At 70.0% G+C, this 13380-nt stretch carries 13 protein-coding genes; 7 read left to right on the top strand and 6 right to left on the bottom strand.

Annotated elements, in window-relative coordinates; genetic code table 11:
* Positions 1 to 59: 59 nt before the first annotated feature.
* The 3 genes from ACIBEI_RS01405 (at position 60) to ACIBEI_RS01395 (ending at position 3140) form a co-directional block, all read left to right on the top strand.
* A complete protein-coding gene (locus ACIBEI_RS01405) occupies positions 60 to 305 on the top strand; it encodes a hypothetical protein (RefSeq protein ID WP_143634966.1) in 246 nt (81 codons plus the stop codon).
* Between the two features lie 3 nt (positions 306 to 308).
* Positions 309 to 686 (top strand): hypothetical protein, encoded by a 378-nt coding sequence (locus tag ACIBEI_RS01400; protein WP_055617647.1) that lies wholly within the window; start codon positions 309 to 311, stop codon positions 684 to 686.
* A 582-nt stretch (positions 687 to 1268) separates the two neighbouring features.
* Positions 1269 to 3140: an RICIN domain-containing protein gene (locus tag ACIBEI_RS01395; protein ID WP_398883879.1), complete on the top strand. Its 1872-nt coding sequence runs from the start codon at positions 1269 to 1271 to the stop codon at positions 3138 to 3140.
* A 71-nt stretch (positions 3141 to 3211) separates the two neighbouring features.
* Here ACIBEI_RS01395 and ACIBEI_RS01390 read toward each other — a convergent pair whose 3' ends face one another.
* The 5 genes from ACIBEI_RS01390 to ACIBEI_RS01370 all read right to left on the bottom strand — a co-directional run bounded on the left by ACIBEI_RS01390 (position 3212) and on the right by ACIBEI_RS01370 (position 9256).
* The gene (locus tag ACIBEI_RS01390) at positions 3212 to 4228 is read right to left on the bottom strand and encodes a 2-hydroxyacid dehydrogenase (protein WP_398883877.1); all 1017 of its coding nucleotides are present in this window, start codon (positions 4226 to 4228) and stop codon (positions 3212 to 3214) included.
* Entirely contained in the window at positions 4225 to 5394 is a 1170-nt protein-coding gene (locus ACIBEI_RS01385; RefSeq protein WP_398885053.1) for a lactate 2-monooxygenase, read from the bottom strand. The genes ACIBEI_RS01390 and ACIBEI_RS01385 overlap by 4 nt, the downstream gene beginning before the upstream one ends.
* Before the next feature lie 186 nt (positions 5395 to 5580).
* Positions 5581 to 6582 carry a hypothetical protein gene (locus tag ACIBEI_RS01380; protein WP_398883875.1) on the bottom strand — a complete coding sequence of 334 codons (1002 nt, stop codon included), beginning with the start codon at positions 6580 to 6582 and terminating at the stop codon, positions 5581 to 5583.
* 99 nt (positions 6583 to 6681) lie between these two features.
* Positions 6682 to 8283: a purine-cytosine permease family protein gene (locus ACIBEI_RS01375; protein WP_398883873.1), complete on the bottom strand. Its 1602-nt coding sequence runs from the start codon at positions 8281 to 8283 to the stop codon at positions 6682 to 6684.
* A 400-nt stretch (positions 8284 to 8683) separates the two neighbouring features.
* Positions 8684 to 9256 (bottom strand): hypothetical protein, encoded by a 573-nt coding sequence (locus ACIBEI_RS01370; RefSeq protein ID WP_398883871.1) that lies wholly within the window; start codon positions 9254 to 9256, stop codon positions 8684 to 8686.
* Positions 9257 to 9563: 307 nt separating this feature from the next.
* On the opposite strand from ACIBEI_RS01370, the gene ACIBEI_RS01365 reads away from it, so the two are divergent.
* Entirely contained in the window at positions 9564 to 9995 is a 432-nt protein-coding gene (locus ACIBEI_RS01365) for a protease inhibitor (RefSeq protein WP_398883869.1), read from the top strand.
* 217 nt (positions 9996 to 10212) lie between these two features.
* Here the strand turns inward: ACIBEI_RS01365 and ACIBEI_RS01360 are convergent, their stop codons facing one another.
* Positions 10213 to 10404, bottom strand: coding sequence for a hypothetical protein (locus ACIBEI_RS01360; protein ID WP_055617641.1), 192 nt, complete (start codon positions 10402 to 10404; stop codon positions 10213 to 10215).
* A gap of 173 nt (positions 10405 to 10577) precedes the next feature.
* On the opposite strand from ACIBEI_RS01360, the gene ACIBEI_RS01355 reads away from it, so the two are divergent.
* From ACIBEI_RS01355 to ACIBEI_RS01345, 3 genes are all read left to right on the top strand, one after another.
* A complete protein-coding gene (locus ACIBEI_RS01355) occupies positions 10578 to 11294 on the top strand; it encodes a MerR family transcriptional regulator (RefSeq protein ID WP_398883867.1) in 717 nt (238 codons plus the stop codon).
* Positions 11295 to 11561: 267 nt separating this feature from the next.
* Positions 11562 to 12416, top strand: coding sequence for a sugar ABC transporter permease (locus tag ACIBEI_RS01350; RefSeq protein WP_143634985.1), 855 nt, complete (start codon positions 11562 to 11564; stop codon positions 12414 to 12416).
* Positions 12413 to 13300 carry a carbohydrate ABC transporter permease gene (locus ACIBEI_RS01345; protein WP_398883865.1) on the top strand — a complete coding sequence of 296 codons (888 nt, stop codon included), beginning with the start codon at positions 12413 to 12415 and terminating at the stop codon, positions 13298 to 13300. The genes ACIBEI_RS01350 and ACIBEI_RS01345 overlap by 4 nt, the downstream gene beginning before the upstream one ends.
* Positions 13301 to 13380: the final 80 nt, after the last annotated feature.

Here is a 13380-nt window from a genome sequence, read left to right as displayed (position 1 = left end):
TTCATAGTGCTTGACCTGCATGTATTTACGAGTAAGTACCCGCGCGGTACCGTGAGGGCATGCCTGCTCTCAACGTGGAATTCAGCGAGCGCGAGCTCGAGGATCTGCGGCAGATCGCCAAGGAGCGCGGTACGTCGATGAAGGCCCTCGTTCGTGAGGCGGCCGCGGCCGACATCGTGCGGCACCGAGCGCTGCAGGAAGGCGCGGACGTCTTCCGCCGGTTCTTCGCGGCGCACGCGGACGAGTTCGCCGCGGCCTTCCCCGACGACGAACCACCCACCAGGGGCGAGGGGCGGGCCGCCTGACTCATGGCACCCGTCATTCACATCGACGTGCCCTGGCTGCTCCAGCGCCATGAAGAGGTGCTGCCCGACCAGCCGACCGTCAACGACTTCTCGGTGCTCGTGGCCGCCGTGGCCCGGCACAGAGTGGACCCGCCCCGGCTCGGGGTGGACTCGGACCCGGCCTGGCGGGCCGCCGCGCTGCTGCACACCCTCGCCCTGCTGAAGCCGCTGCCGTCCGCCAACGCCCGTTTCGCCTGCGCGACGGCGGTCTCGTACATGTTCGTGAGCGGCGTCGGGATCGATCCGCCGTACGGGGCACTCGTGGACCTCGCCCGCGACCTGATCTCCGGCAAGGTGGACGTTTTCGCGGCGGCCGACCGTCTGCGGTCCTGGCAGATCTGAGATCCGTGTTCCTGACGGACGCGGGCCACGTACGCCGGACGTGACGACCCGCCCTCGGGGCCGCCGACCGAGGGCGGGAGGATCGGGGTCGGCGGCCTGCTTCGCGCGGGAGAGCCGCCGTCCCGTGCGGGGCCTCCGAGAAGGGCCGCTACCAGTGGACTACTCCCTGTCGCGCGCCGGGAGCGTGCGAGAGGCGCCGGCGTGGGCGCACGCTTCACACGGGGCGCATGGCAACGATTGCCATGTCGAAATTCGGTACGGCCGAGGCGAGTTGCCCCAGGTGTGACTGACTTTCCTTCAATGCCGCGGATGTTGCTGAAGTAGCTCAAGTGCCTTGTTGGGTGTGAGAGTTTTGTGCAAGGGTGAACTTCCTCGTACGTGGCCAATGGCCAGGTCTGATTCGCTGCTCGGGATTTCATCGTGCCGTCGGGCTCAAAAGGCTCGCGGCCGACGGACGTCGACTGGTCGACATCCCGACCGCTTTCCGTACGTCAAGCCAAAAAGGTATGCACCAACCAGGAGCTCCTTTTCGGCGGTCACAACTTCTGTGTGCCACCTTGTGCCTTGGAAGGAAACCGCTCAGTGCACACCCCCCACCCGCCTCGTCCCCCGTATCCGCCGGGCTCCGGTGCCGCTCCCGGCGAATCGGACGAGAGCCTCGCCGCCCTCCTCAGAGCGCAGCCGGAGGGCGAGCTCACCCACTCCGTGGCGCTGTTGCTCGCACGACACTGGCAGCCGACGCACGACTACGCGGTCCTCTGCCTCGCTTCCTCGGCGAACGTCGCGTCCATGGTCACCGCCGCCGCGTTCCAGCAGGTACTGGAACGTCTGCGGCGCGCCGGGTCCGCCGTCGCCCTGCGCCCCCAGCTCCTGGTGGCCGTGCGGGACATCATCAAGGCATGGTCCGCGGAGGACCGGATATCCGCCGTACTGCCGGATCTCCGGAAACCCGCCGGGGGGCGGGGTATGCGCGCGACGAAGTCCATGACGCCGGAAAATCGCAAGCTCGCCGAGCGTTCTTTCCAGTCCCTCCCGGGACTCGCCCAGTGCGTGCTGTGGCACACCGAGGTCGAGGCCGAGCCCATATCCGTACCGGCCGGTCTGCTGGGTATGGATACCGACACCGCGTCGGCAGCCCTGGAACAGGCCCGGGAGAAATTCCGCGAGGGCTGTGTTCGGGCCCATCGTGAACTCGCGCCGAACAAAGACTGCCGCTACTACAACCGTCTCCTGGACGTTCCGATTCGCCGCGGTGGCGCACTGCTCCCCGATGTGCAGCAGCATCTCCTGGAGTGCCGGTTCTGCCGTTACGCGGCTGAGCAACTCAGTCATTTCGAGGGCGGGTTGGGCGGTCTGCTCGCCGAGTCGATGCTCGGCTGGGGCGCCCGCCGCTACCTGGAGTCCCGGCCCGGCCGCGGCCACTCGGGCGTCCGTACGGGCCGCTCCGGCGGCAGACGCCCGGGCAGCGGCGACCGTCCACGTCTGCTGTCCCAGCTCTCGCCCAGGCCGTCCCGGCAGGGGCGCCACTCCTCGCCGGGCTCCCGGCACTCGAAGGCGCTCCTCACCGGAGCGGGCCTCGTCTCGGTGGCTCTGCTCGCCTCCGTCCTGGTCGCCAGCCTGTGGTCGTCGGACGACGGCGACGCGGATCCCTCGGCCTCCGCCGGCGCGTCCAGCAGCGTCGTTCCGGGCGCGGACGGACAGACCCCGCCCGCCAGGTCCTCGTCCCCGCCCAACTCGGCGGGCCTGCCGACACCTCCCGGCCAGACCCGGCTGCGCAACCTCGCCGCGGACCTCTGCCTCGACATCAGGGACGGCAGGGCCAGGGCGGGTGTCGGCACCAAACTGGAGACGTGCTCCGCGGCCGAGACACAGAAATGGTCGTACGAGGAGGACGGACTCCTGCGCAGCGTCGCCGAACCCGAGCTGTGCCTGGACTCCCACGTGGACGCCGGAGTCGTCGTCCTGGGGCGCTGCGTCGACGCGTCGGCCAAGCGCGGGGACGACGTGCGCTACGACCTCACCGTCCAGGGCGAGTTGCTGCCCCGCTGGCAGGAGGGGCTCGCCGTCGCACCCTCCTCCACGGACCCGGACGCGGAGGTCGTGGTGAAGATCCGCGACAGGTCGGACGAACAGCGCTGGCTGACCGACGCCACGTCGGCCAGCCCGGAGTCGCTGTCGATCGCCGGAACGGGCGCGCCGTCGTCCGACCGGCCGGCGACCGACTCGCCGTCCGACGACTCGGACGCCGGAACCGACTCCGAGTCCGACTGCGCCGAGTCCCCGTGCGAGGTGGAGCCGTCCGCCGCGGAGAAGGACGCGGAGCCGGAGCCGACCAGCACCGTGTCCGGGCCCTATTCGGAGCGCCGCGCCGTGACCGTCGACGACTCCGCCCCGCGGTCCGCCGCGCCGGTGCCCCTGCTGCTGGCGCGGACGGTCTCGAACCTCGGTCTCTGACCCGATCCTGCCGTGACCCGGTCCTGTTCCGGCCAGGTCCCGCGCCGACCAGATCCGACTTCGGCCGGGCGCTAGGAGACGACGTCCCGGGGTGGTTCGCCCGCCAGGAACCCGGTGACGTTCTGGACCGCGGCCAGCGCGATCCGTACGAGGGTCTCGCGGGTGACGCCGGCGACGTGCGGCGAGAGCACCACGTTCGGGGCCTTGAGCAGCCGCAGGGCCGGTGTGGGCGGTTCGGGGTCGAAGACGTCGATGCCCGCCCCGGCCAGGGCACCCGACTCCAGCGCGTCCGCGAGGGCGTCCTGGTCGATCAGCGCGCCCCGCGCGGAGTTGACGACGAACGCGGTCGGCCTGAGCAGCGCGAGCCGCCCGGCGTCGAGGAGATGCCGGGTCGTGTCGTTGAGCGGCGCGTGCAGCGTGACGTAGTCCGACGCGCGCAGCAGCTCGTCGAGGCCGACATGGCGGGCGCCGCCGAGCCGGGCCTCGGTCTCCGGGCCGACGGACCGCGGTCCCGCGTACAGGACGGTCATGTCGAAGGCGACCGCGCGGCGGGCGACCTCCTGGCCGATGTGGCCGAGTCCGATCACGCCGAGGGTCTTGCCGGACAGTTCGGTGATGGACCGCTGGAGCCGCGGCAGCGCCCAGTCGGCGTCGACGAGCGCGGTGTGCGCCGGGATCAGTTGCTTGGCCAGGGCGAGCATCAGGGCGAAGGTCTGCTCGGCGACGTTCTGCTTCTCGGCGCCGCTGGAGCCGATGGTGCACACGGGGATGTTCCGGGCGCGGGCCGCATCGAGGTCCACGTAGTCGAAGCCGTGGCTCGCGCACTGGATCAGCTCCAACTCCGGGGCTGAGGCAACGTGTTGGGCCGTAACCGGGGCCAGCCCGGAGATGACGACGTGCGCCTCGCGCAGCGCGGCCGGGTCCTCGTCGGCCGACTCGACGACGGTGACGCGGGCCTCCTTCGGGAACAGCGTGGCGAGCCCGGCACCGCCCGAACGGCCGCCCACGTGGGGCGAGATGACGGCCAGGACGTTCTTGGCGGCGGCGGGAGCAGCCCCGTGGGCAGGGGCGGGGGAGTCGTCGGTCATGCGGTCTCCTCGGCGAGGTCGTCGGCGCTGACGGTGGCAGGGCCCGCGTGACCGGACAGCGCGAGGGTGAGGTCGAGTTCGGCGAGCAGACAGCGGATGACGTGCTCCACCCCCGCCTGGCCGTCGAGGCCGAGCCCATAGGCGTACGGACGTCCGACGAGTACCGCCTCGGCGCCCAGCGCGAGCGCCTTGAAGATGTCGTCGCCCGTGCGGATCCCGCCGTCGAAGAGGACGGTCAGCCGGTCACCGGCCGCCTCGACCACCCGGGGCAGCGCGTCGGCGGCGCCGACGGAGCCGGCCACCTGACGGCCGCCGTGGTTGGAGACGACCACCCCGTCCATCCCGGCGGTGACGGCCCGGCGGGCGTCGTCCGGGTGCAGGATGCCCTTGAGAACGATGGGTCCCTCCCAGTTCTCGCGCAGGAACTCCAGGTCGGGCCAGGTCTTCGCCGGATCGGCGAACATCCCGACGAAGTGCATGACCGCCGCGTTCGGGTCCTCTTCCACCGGCTTGGCCAGACCCGCCCGGAACGCCGGGTCGGAGAAGTAGTTGGCCGTGCCGATCCCGTGCAGGAACGGCAGATACGCCTGGTCGAGGTCGCGCGGCCGCCAGGCGAGCAGCGGCGTGTCCAGCGTGACGAACAGCGTGCTGAATCCGGCCGCCTTCGCCCGGTTCAGGAAACTCCTCGTGACCTCGCGGTCCTTCGCCCAGTACAGCTGGAACCAGCGCTCCGCGTCGCCCATCGCCTCCGCGACCTGTTCCATCGGGGTGCTGGACGCGGACGACAGGATGTACGGCACCCCCTGCGCCGCGGCGGCCCGGGCGGCGGCCGACTCGGCGTCCGGGTGCATGATCGACAGCACACCGACGGGCGCCAGGGCGAGGGGAGCGGGCAGCGGGCGTCCCAGCACCTCGACGGACAGGTCGCGTTCGTGCACATCGCGCAGCATGCGGGGCACGATCCGGCGCCGTTCGAGCGCGGCCCGGTTCGCCCGCGCCGTACTGCCGTTGCCCGCGCTGCCCGCCACATAGCCGACCGGACCCGGTTCGAGCCGCTGCTCGGCCAGCTCCTCCAAGCGGGTCAGATCGGTGGGCAGCCGGGGCACCGCGCCCGTCATGCCGTTCAGATAGATCTCGTACTGGAAGTCCGCCCAGTGCTTCGTCATCCGTACGTCCCGCCTCTCGCCCTTGATCTCGCTGTCGAGACCGTGCCGTTCGCGCTGGAGACCGTGCCCCGTTCCGCCGGACACCTCGCTGTTCCTGCGACGATCCTGACGAGCGGGACAAGATCCGTCCACCGTCGACGCGAAGATCGCCGGGCCGGCCGGGCTCAGCGGGTGAACGAGCTGGTCTCAGCTCGGGAACGACACGCGTACGGCGACCAGTTCGCCGGCCGGGCCGAGCTCCGCGGACACGGGGAACCAGCCGTCGCCCTGACCGGTCATGGTGCAGAGCACGCGCGCGCCGCCGACCTCGACGGTTCCGGACTCGACCGCGGAGGCGCGGACCTCGCGCATGACCTGCCAGTGGTGGGAGTGCGGGCGGAAGTCCACCATCAGCCGCCGCCCCGGGGCGGCCTCCTTCCAGTCGAAGAGGGCACCGGCCCGGCGCATCGCCTCCGGCACGGTCAGCCCCGTCCAGCCCCTGACCCCGTCCTCGCCGGGCTCACCGAGGGCTGGAGCCCCGAACTCGGCCGCGGCCTCCTCCTCGGCGGCGCCCCAGAACGCGACGTCGGCCAGCCCGTCCACGGGCTCGTCGTGCTGCCAGGCGTTCAGCGCGTCGGCGTCCCCGAAGAGCAGCCGGGCCCAGTCGACCCGGATGTCGCCCAGTTCCACGACCTTGGCAGCGGGGGCCGGGTCCACCGGGATCACGATGCCGGTACCGGACGCCAGCACCGGCAGGGCCCGGTCGCGGGGCAGGCCGCCGAGCGCCACGACCGGCACCCCGTGCATCAGAAAGCAGCCGCCGCCCTGCGCCGCGCACCGCCGGACCCGCTCCCGGTGCGGAACCCGCTCGCCACAGGCCTCCAGCCGGGCGTCGAAACCGTGCTCCCGGCAGTGCGCGTCGAAGAGCCCACGCAGCCGCGCGACTCCGGACGCCGGGATGTCGTGGAGCATGCGGCCGGGCTGCCGGTCGAAGGAGTGGGCCGCGGTGTCGGCGTCGGGGCCGGTGATCGTGAAGTCGGTCGCTCCGCTCACATCGGCGGCGACCGCCGGATCCTGGACGCCGAACGCCCCCGGGTCCACCTCCGCAGGTGACCGCTCCCCGCTCCACATGCCCAGGTGACCACCGTCGAGGACCACCAACTCGCCGGACGGACACGTGATCGCGCCCAGCTCGTAGATCTCTTCCATGGCGCGGCAGTCTACGAAGGCACCGCTCCTCGACGACCCCCTGCCGGGCGGGCTGTCCGGATTTCGCCCCCCGAAGTGCTCAGAAGGCGTCAGAAGTCGTCAGGAGCCCTCGGTGGCCAGGACCGGGCGGTTCTCGTCGGCCTCGCTGCCCGGTCCGGTGATGGGTGGTACCGGTACATCGACGGTACGGACCAGGCGGGCGCCCTCCGGCCCGTACGCCGCCCGCGGTTCGGGGAAGAACCACAGCAGCGACAGGAAGAGCACGGCGGAGACCGCCAGGGAGATCGGCAGGCCGATGTCGACCCCGCCGGCCAGGTCACCGAGCGGGCCCACGAACTGGCCGGGGATGTTCGTGAAGAGGACGCCGATGACGGCGGAGACCCACCAGGCGGTCATCCCGCGCCAGTTCCAGCCGTGCGCGAACCAGTAACGGCCGCCCCGCTGGCGCCGGTTGAAGACCTGGAGCGCGTCAGGGTCGTACCAGCCGCGCCGGGTGAGGAAGCCCAGCATCATCACGACCATCCACGGCGTCGTACACGTGATGATCATCGTGGCGAACGTCGAGATGCTCTGTACGAGGTCGAAGCCGAAGCGCCCGACGAAGATGAACGCGATGGACAGCACGCCCACCAGCACCGTCGCCTGCACCCGGGACAGCCGGGGGAACACGGACGAGAAGTCGAGCCCGGTCCCGTACAGCGCGGTCGTGCCCGTCGCCATGCCACCGATCAGCGCGAGCAGACACACCGGCAGGAAGAACCAGCTCGGCGAGATGGCCAGCAGCCCGCCCACGTAGTTCGGGGCTGCGGGATCGACGTAGTCCGGTGCCTTCGCCGCGATGATACTCGCGGTTCCCAGGCCGAAGACGAACGGGAGCAGGGTCGCGATCTGCGACAGGAACGCGGCGCCGATCACCCTGCGCCGCGGGGTGCTCGCCGGGATGTAGCGCGACCAGTCGCCGAGGAACGCCCCGAAGGACACCGGGTTCGACAGCACGATCAGCGCGGAGCCGATGAACGACGGCCAGAACAGATCCTGTGTCGCCGCGTCGGCCGACGCCGTGAAGACGCCCGCGTACGAGGGGTCGAAGTCCCCGGCGAAGGCCACCGCGCCGACCAGGAACAGCAGGGTCGCCGACGTCACCGCGACCTTGTTGACGAACAGCATGAAACGGAAGCCGTACACGCACACCGCGAGCACCAGCACGGCGAACAGCGCGTACGCGACGACGTACGACAGGTCGCTGCGGCTCAGTCCGAAGAGCCGGTGCGCACCGCCGACCAGGGCGTCGCCCGAACTCCACACCGAGATGGAGAAGAACGCGACCGCGGTGAGCAGCGACAGGAACGAACCGACGACCCGGCCGTGCACGCCCAGGTGGGCGGAGGAGGAGACGGCGTTGTTCGTGCCGTTGACCGGGCCGAAGACCGCCATCGGACACAGGATCAGCGCACCCGCGACCACCCCGAGGAGTGTCGCCGCGAGCCCCTGCCAGAAGGAGAGGCCGAAGAGGATGGGGAAAGCCCCGAGTACACAGGTGGAGAAGGTGTTGGCCCCGCCGAAGGCGAGCCGGAAGAGGTCGAGCGGGCTCGCGGAGCGGTCCGCGTCGGGGATCCGCTCGACACCGTAGGGCTCGACCTCGGTGAGCGACGGCGGCTGCGTGGCGGGGGAGTTCTGGGACGCGGGGGAGTTCTGGGACAAGGAGGGGCTCCAGCGAAGGACCGACACCCCGAGGGGCGGCAGGGCGGGGGAGCGCGTGGTGACGCGGCTGGCCGGACGGCGTGTCGCTGTCGCTTGGGTGCGCGGAGCGCGGGGAAGCCGTCCCTTGGTGCGGTGATCTGCCGAAGCTACGGGCTGGGCAGAACGCCGCACCAGTGGACGAACCATCCATCTTCGCGGTCGTCAGTGGATGAATCGCACGGTCTGACGGCCTGCGATGTTCCTCAGGCGAGCGTGCCCGTCACGGGCCGTTGCTCACGGGCGCCAGGGCCGCGAATCCGCAGACGAGCAGCGCGAGCACGGTCAGCCGTGCCCGGAGGCTGTTGACCACTTTGCGCATGAAGTCCTCCCGTAGACGTCGTTTCCCGGACCGGCTCAGGTGTCAGCCGTCGGTCGGAGTGTCCTCGGGACCCGCCTCGTCGGCAACGGGTCCCGGCGCGTCGGGCCCCTGCGCGCGAACCCGCTGCACGTGCTCCAGGGAGTCCCTCAACTCCGCGAGCCAGTCGTCCGCGTGGCGTTCGACGAGACGCACGCACCAGGCGAGCGCGTCGCTGCGGCTGCGGGCGACACCGGCGGCGATCAGGGTGTCGAGGACCTGTCGCTGCGGCTGCCGCAGCCTGGTCATCACGGGCGCCGCGACATGCGTGAACAGGGCTCGCTCGCCGCCGCACTCCACACCCCACGAGACCTTCTTGCCGAATCGATGCTCGGCCTCGCGGGCCACGGCGACGCGGGCGTCGCGGGTGCGCTCGCGGAACTCCTGGATACGGGAGCCGACGGCCGCCTCCCGCTCGGCGTCCGAGGCGCTCTCGGCGAGCCGGGGTTCGGGGATGCGGCCGATGACGGTGATCTCCTCGCGGTCGACCGTGACCTCGCCGAGGCTCTCGAAGAGGTCGTCGGGCAGTCGGCCGGCGAACCAGCCGCGCAATTTCTCGTGCTGTTCGGCTGTAATCATGTAATGACGATTACTCGCTTGCGGCCAGGATGCAAGAGTCCGGCCCTCAGCTGGAAGCGGAATGTTTCAGGCCTATTGCTGAGCAGTGCATATCCGGCCAGCGTGTCCGCTCGGTGGCGCAGGGTCCGCTCAACTCCAGGGTCCGCGCGTTCGAATTCCGTAACTTCACGCCACTGATTCAATACGCAAGGTTACCGAAACGCGTGGGGTCGACGTGTGTTTCCGTCGCGGACTCGGCAGACTCGCGCTCGCCGCACCGGCACTCGACCGAGCCGGCGGCAACCAACCGAGCGGAAGGATGCACACAATGCCGAACACCGCGCGCTGGGCAGCGACGATCACGCTGACGGCCACCGCCGTATGCGGACCCATCACCGGATCCGCCCTCGCCGCCACCCCCTCGCCGAACTCCCTCTACGCCCCCTCCTCCCTGGTGCTCACCATGGGGCACGGCGAGATCAAGGCCGACGCCGCTCCCGAACGCGCGGTCACCCTGACCTGTGCGCCGACCGCCTCGGGAACCCACCCGGCCGCGGCGTCGGCCTGCGCCGAACTCCGGGCGTCCGGAGGGGATTTCAACACCCTGCCAGGAAGAACCGAAGCAATGTGCACCCGCGAATACGATCCCGTCGTCGTCACGGTCGACGGTGTCTGGCAGGGCAAGCGGGTGTCCTATGAACGCACCTTCTCCAACGAGTGCGTGAAGAGGGCCTACGGGTCGACCGTCTTCACGTTCTAAAGGGACCGGGGTCGCGCGGTTCGCCGATGTGCGTCGACGGAGGCCCGCGGATGCGGATGGGGAGTGCGGGTCCCCTCGCGGAGTGCCACGCGATCTCGCTACAGGGGCCGGCGGAGACGGAGTGGGGCCGTCTCCGCCGGCCCCGGCGTCGTTCCCGGGACGGCCACGGCGTCAATCCTGAGCCGACTTCTGCGTCGATCCGGAGCCGATCCCGGCGTCATGCCGAAGCGGTGATGCTCCAGGAACCCACTTCGCGGTAGTCGGAGTCGGAGACGGCCGCCCCGTCGCCCGGCTTCAGCTCGTAGTGCTGGAGGTTCCCTCCCCAGTAGCGGAGGATCCGCCCCAGCTCCCGTGCGGCGTTCCCTTCCCAGGCGGTGTCACCCATGTCGACTTCGAGAACGAACTTCATGGCGAGGCTCTCCTCTTCCTGGTCCTGTGCCCCCGGTCTTGTTCCGGACTGCTCTCCTTCAATCGTTTCATTGAAGTGCTTCTTGAGACTTGATCCGAGTTCGTGCCAGTCCAAGGCCACGGCCTACTCTGTAACCCTCAAATCATGGTGAAGCGGCAGGCCGAGGAGACCGGGTGGGCGAGCGACTGCGGGCCGTCGACCTCGCGCGTGAGGCGGGCATCTCGACGCAGCAGGTCCGCAACTACGTGGAGACGGGCATCCTGCCGCCCGTCGAGCGCACGGACAGCGGCTACCGGGTGTTCACGACCGCACACGCCGAAGCGCTCAGAGCCGGCCGCGCGCTGGCCGTCGGGCACGGCTGGCCGACGACCGGCGCGATCATGCGGGCCGTGCACGGCGGCGACCTGGAGACCGCGCTCGCCATCCTCGACGAGAGCCACGCCGAGCTTCACCGCGAGCGCACCGAACTCGCCGAGGCCATCCGGGCGCTGGGCACGCTGATCACCCACGAGACCGAACCGCCGGACCGGGACCGTGGCGGGATGCGCATCGGCGAAGTCGCCGACGCCATCGGAGTGCAGACGCCCGTACTGCGCCTGTGGGAGACGCGCGGCCTGCTGCGGCCGACGCGGGAGAGGGCCACCGGATACCGCCGCTACTCCGCCTCGGAGGCGCGGCTCGCCCAGATCGTGGCGCTTCTGAGGCGCGGTCACCATCCGTTCTCCACCATCGAGTCGGTCCTGGCCGAACTGCGCACCACCGGCAGCCCCGAACGTGTACGGGCCGAACTGGCGGGCCGAGAGCGCGCGTTGCACCTGCGGAGCCGGAGCCGACTGGAGGGCTCGGCCGCTCTCCACGCGTACCTCCAAGGGCTCGCGAAAACGTTTTAAGCGGTCTCCGCAGGTCGGCATGCCTACCGCGCCAAGGCCAACTACCGGTCTGTGTCAGAAGTGTTGACCCCGTATTGGAAACGTTTTAATTTCCCCTCACCCAACAGCCAGAGGCGAGGAGGTTCCGTGGCCGCGGTGGTGCGGGAGCGTGCAGGTGCGGAGGCAGTGACCCCATCCCGCCGCCGTCCGACCGGTGCGTTCAGGAGAAGAAAAGGTTTCCAGAGCCGCAAGAACGGGAGACGGAGAAACCGGGCGCTGTTCCTGCTGATGCTCCCCGGGCTCGGCTACTTCCTGCTGTTCCACTACGGCGCCTTGGCGGGCAACGTCATCGCCTTCAAGGACTACGTGCCCTTCGACGGCATCTGGGGCAGTCCATGGGTGGGACTCGGCAACTTCCAACGGATGTTCCAGGACGCCGAGTTCTGGGACGCGGTCCTCAACACCCTCTGGATCGCGGTCCTCCAGATCGTCTTCTACTTCCCCGTACCGCTCGCCCTCGCCCTGCTCCTGCACACCCTGACCTGGACCACCGTCCGCCGCTTCGTGCAGTCGGTGGCGTATCTGCCGCACTTCATCTCATGGGTGATCGTGGTCGCCCTGTTCCAGCAGGTCCTCGGCGACACGGGGCTGGTGAACGGCTACCTCGGCGACGCGGGCCTGAGCACCGTCGACATCATCGGCAACCCCGACGCCTTCAGACCGCTCACCGTCGCCCAGGTGATCTGGAAGGACGCCGGCTGGGGCACGATCATCTTCCTCGCCGCGCTCTCCCAGGTCGACGAGCAGCAGTACGAGGCCGCCGCCATCGACGGCGCCGGACCCTGGCGGCGCTTCTGGCACGTCACCCTGCCCGCGATCCGGCCGGTGATCGTGCTGCTGCTCATCATGCGGCTCGGCGACATCCTCTCCGTCGGGTTCGAGCAGATGCTGCTCCAGCGCGACGCGGTCGGCCCGGAGGCCGCCGAGATCATCGACACCTTCGTCTACTACCAGGGCATGGTCGGCGGCGACTACGGATTCGCCGCCGCCGCGGGCCTGTTCAAGGGCGTGATCGGCGCGCTGCTCGTCTACGCGGCCAACAAGGTCGCCCACCGCCTCGGCGAACAGGGGGTCTACAAGTGAGCGCCCACGCCCGTCCGGCCTGGATGGAGAAGCCCAGGCCCCTGACCCAGGCGGCGAAGGCCGTCGCGCTCGTGGCCGTCGTCCTCCTGGTCTGTGTGCCGTTTCTGGTGATCCTCTCGACCTCGCTCGCCTCGCCCGAGGAGGTCGTCGACAACGGCGGCTGGGTGCTGTGGCCGACCGAACCGACCGTGCAGGCGTACCGCGACATCCTCGACGGCGGCATCGTCACCCACGCCCTCGGCGTCAGCGCGGGCGTGACCGTCGTCGGCACCCTGTTCAGCCTCTTCTGCACGGTCACACTCGCCTACGCCCTGTCGCGCCCCGGAGTCTTCGGCGGCCGGCCCGTGCTGCTCCTCGTCCTGTTCACGTTCCTCTTCCCGCCCGGCATGATCCCCAGCTTCCTGCTGGTCAAGGAGCTTGGCCTGCTGGACTCGTACGGGTCGCTGATCTTCCCCGTGCTCATCAACGTGTTCAACCTCGTGGTGCTGCGCGGCTTCTTCCAGTCGATACCCGACGAGCTGTACGAGGCCGCGCGGCTGGACGGGGCGGGGGACTGGCGGGTGCTGTGGTCCGTCGTGCTGCCGCTGTCCAAGGCCGCGCTCGCCGTCGTCGGTCTCTTCTACGCGGTGGCGTACTGGAACTCCTGGTTCTACGCCTCGCTGTATCTGGAGAGCGACCACTGGCCGCTTCAGCAGGTGCTGCGCACGTATGTGGTGGCCGGGTCGGGGCTCACGGACACCGCGACCAGTGAGGGCACGGTGAATGCTCCGCAGACCGTGCAGATGGCTGTGCTGGTGATCGCCACGGTGCCGATTCTCCTGGTCTATCCGTTCCTGCAGAAGTACTTCACCAAGGGTGTGCTCACCGGAGCGATCAAGAGTTGAGCGCCTTGCTTGTGCGGCGCTCCTTGTGCGGTATGTCGGCTGCCGGCCGGTGGGGGCTGGTCGCGCCCCGCGGCGGAGCC

Source organism: Streptomyces sp. NPDC050988 (assembly GCF_044456225.1).
Lineage (GTDB): Bacteria > Actinomycetota > Actinomycetes > Streptomycetales > Streptomycetaceae > Streptomyces.
Note: the sequence above shows the minus strand (reverse complement) of the source record. Positions and strands in the feature narration are given on the sequence as shown.

Bases quoted from the DNA above. Each gene is read 5' to 3' on its own strand.
- ACIBEI_RS01360 (WP_055617641.1), bottom strand. From the start codon at position 10,404: ATGAAGTTCGTTCTCGAAGTCGACATGGGTGACACCGCCTGGGAAGGG.
- ACIBEI_RS01390 (WP_398883877.1), bottom strand. From the start codon at position 4,228: ATGACCGACGACTCCCCCGCCCCTGCCCACGGGGCTGCTCCCGCCGCC.
- ACIBEI_RS01405 (WP_143634966.1), top strand. From the start codon at position 60: ATGCCTGCTCTCAACGTGGAATTCAGCGAGCGCGAGCTCGAGGATCTG.
- ACIBEI_RS01365 (WP_398883869.1), top strand. From the start codon at position 9,564: ATGCCGAACACCGCGCGCTGGGCAGCGACGATCACGCTGACGGCCACC.
- ACIBEI_RS01350 (WP_143634985.1), top strand. From the start codon at position 11,562: ATGCTCCCCGGGCTCGGCTACTTCCTGCTGTTCCACTACGGCGCCTTG.
- ACIBEI_RS01400 (WP_055617647.1), top strand. From the start codon at position 309: ATGGCACCCGTCATTCACATCGACGTGCCCTGGCTGCTCCAGCGCCAT.
- ACIBEI_RS01385 (WP_398885053.1), bottom strand. From the start codon at position 5,394: ATGACGAAGCACTGGGCGGACTTCCAGTACGAGATCTATCTGAACGGC.
- ACIBEI_RS01380 (WP_398883875.1), bottom strand. From the start codon at position 6,582: ATGGAAGAGATCTACGAGCTGGGCGCGATCACGTGTCCGTCCGGCGAG.
- ACIBEI_RS01370 (WP_398883871.1), bottom strand. From the start codon at position 9,256: ATGATTACAGCCGAACAGCACGAGAAATTGCGCGGCTGGTTCGCCGGC.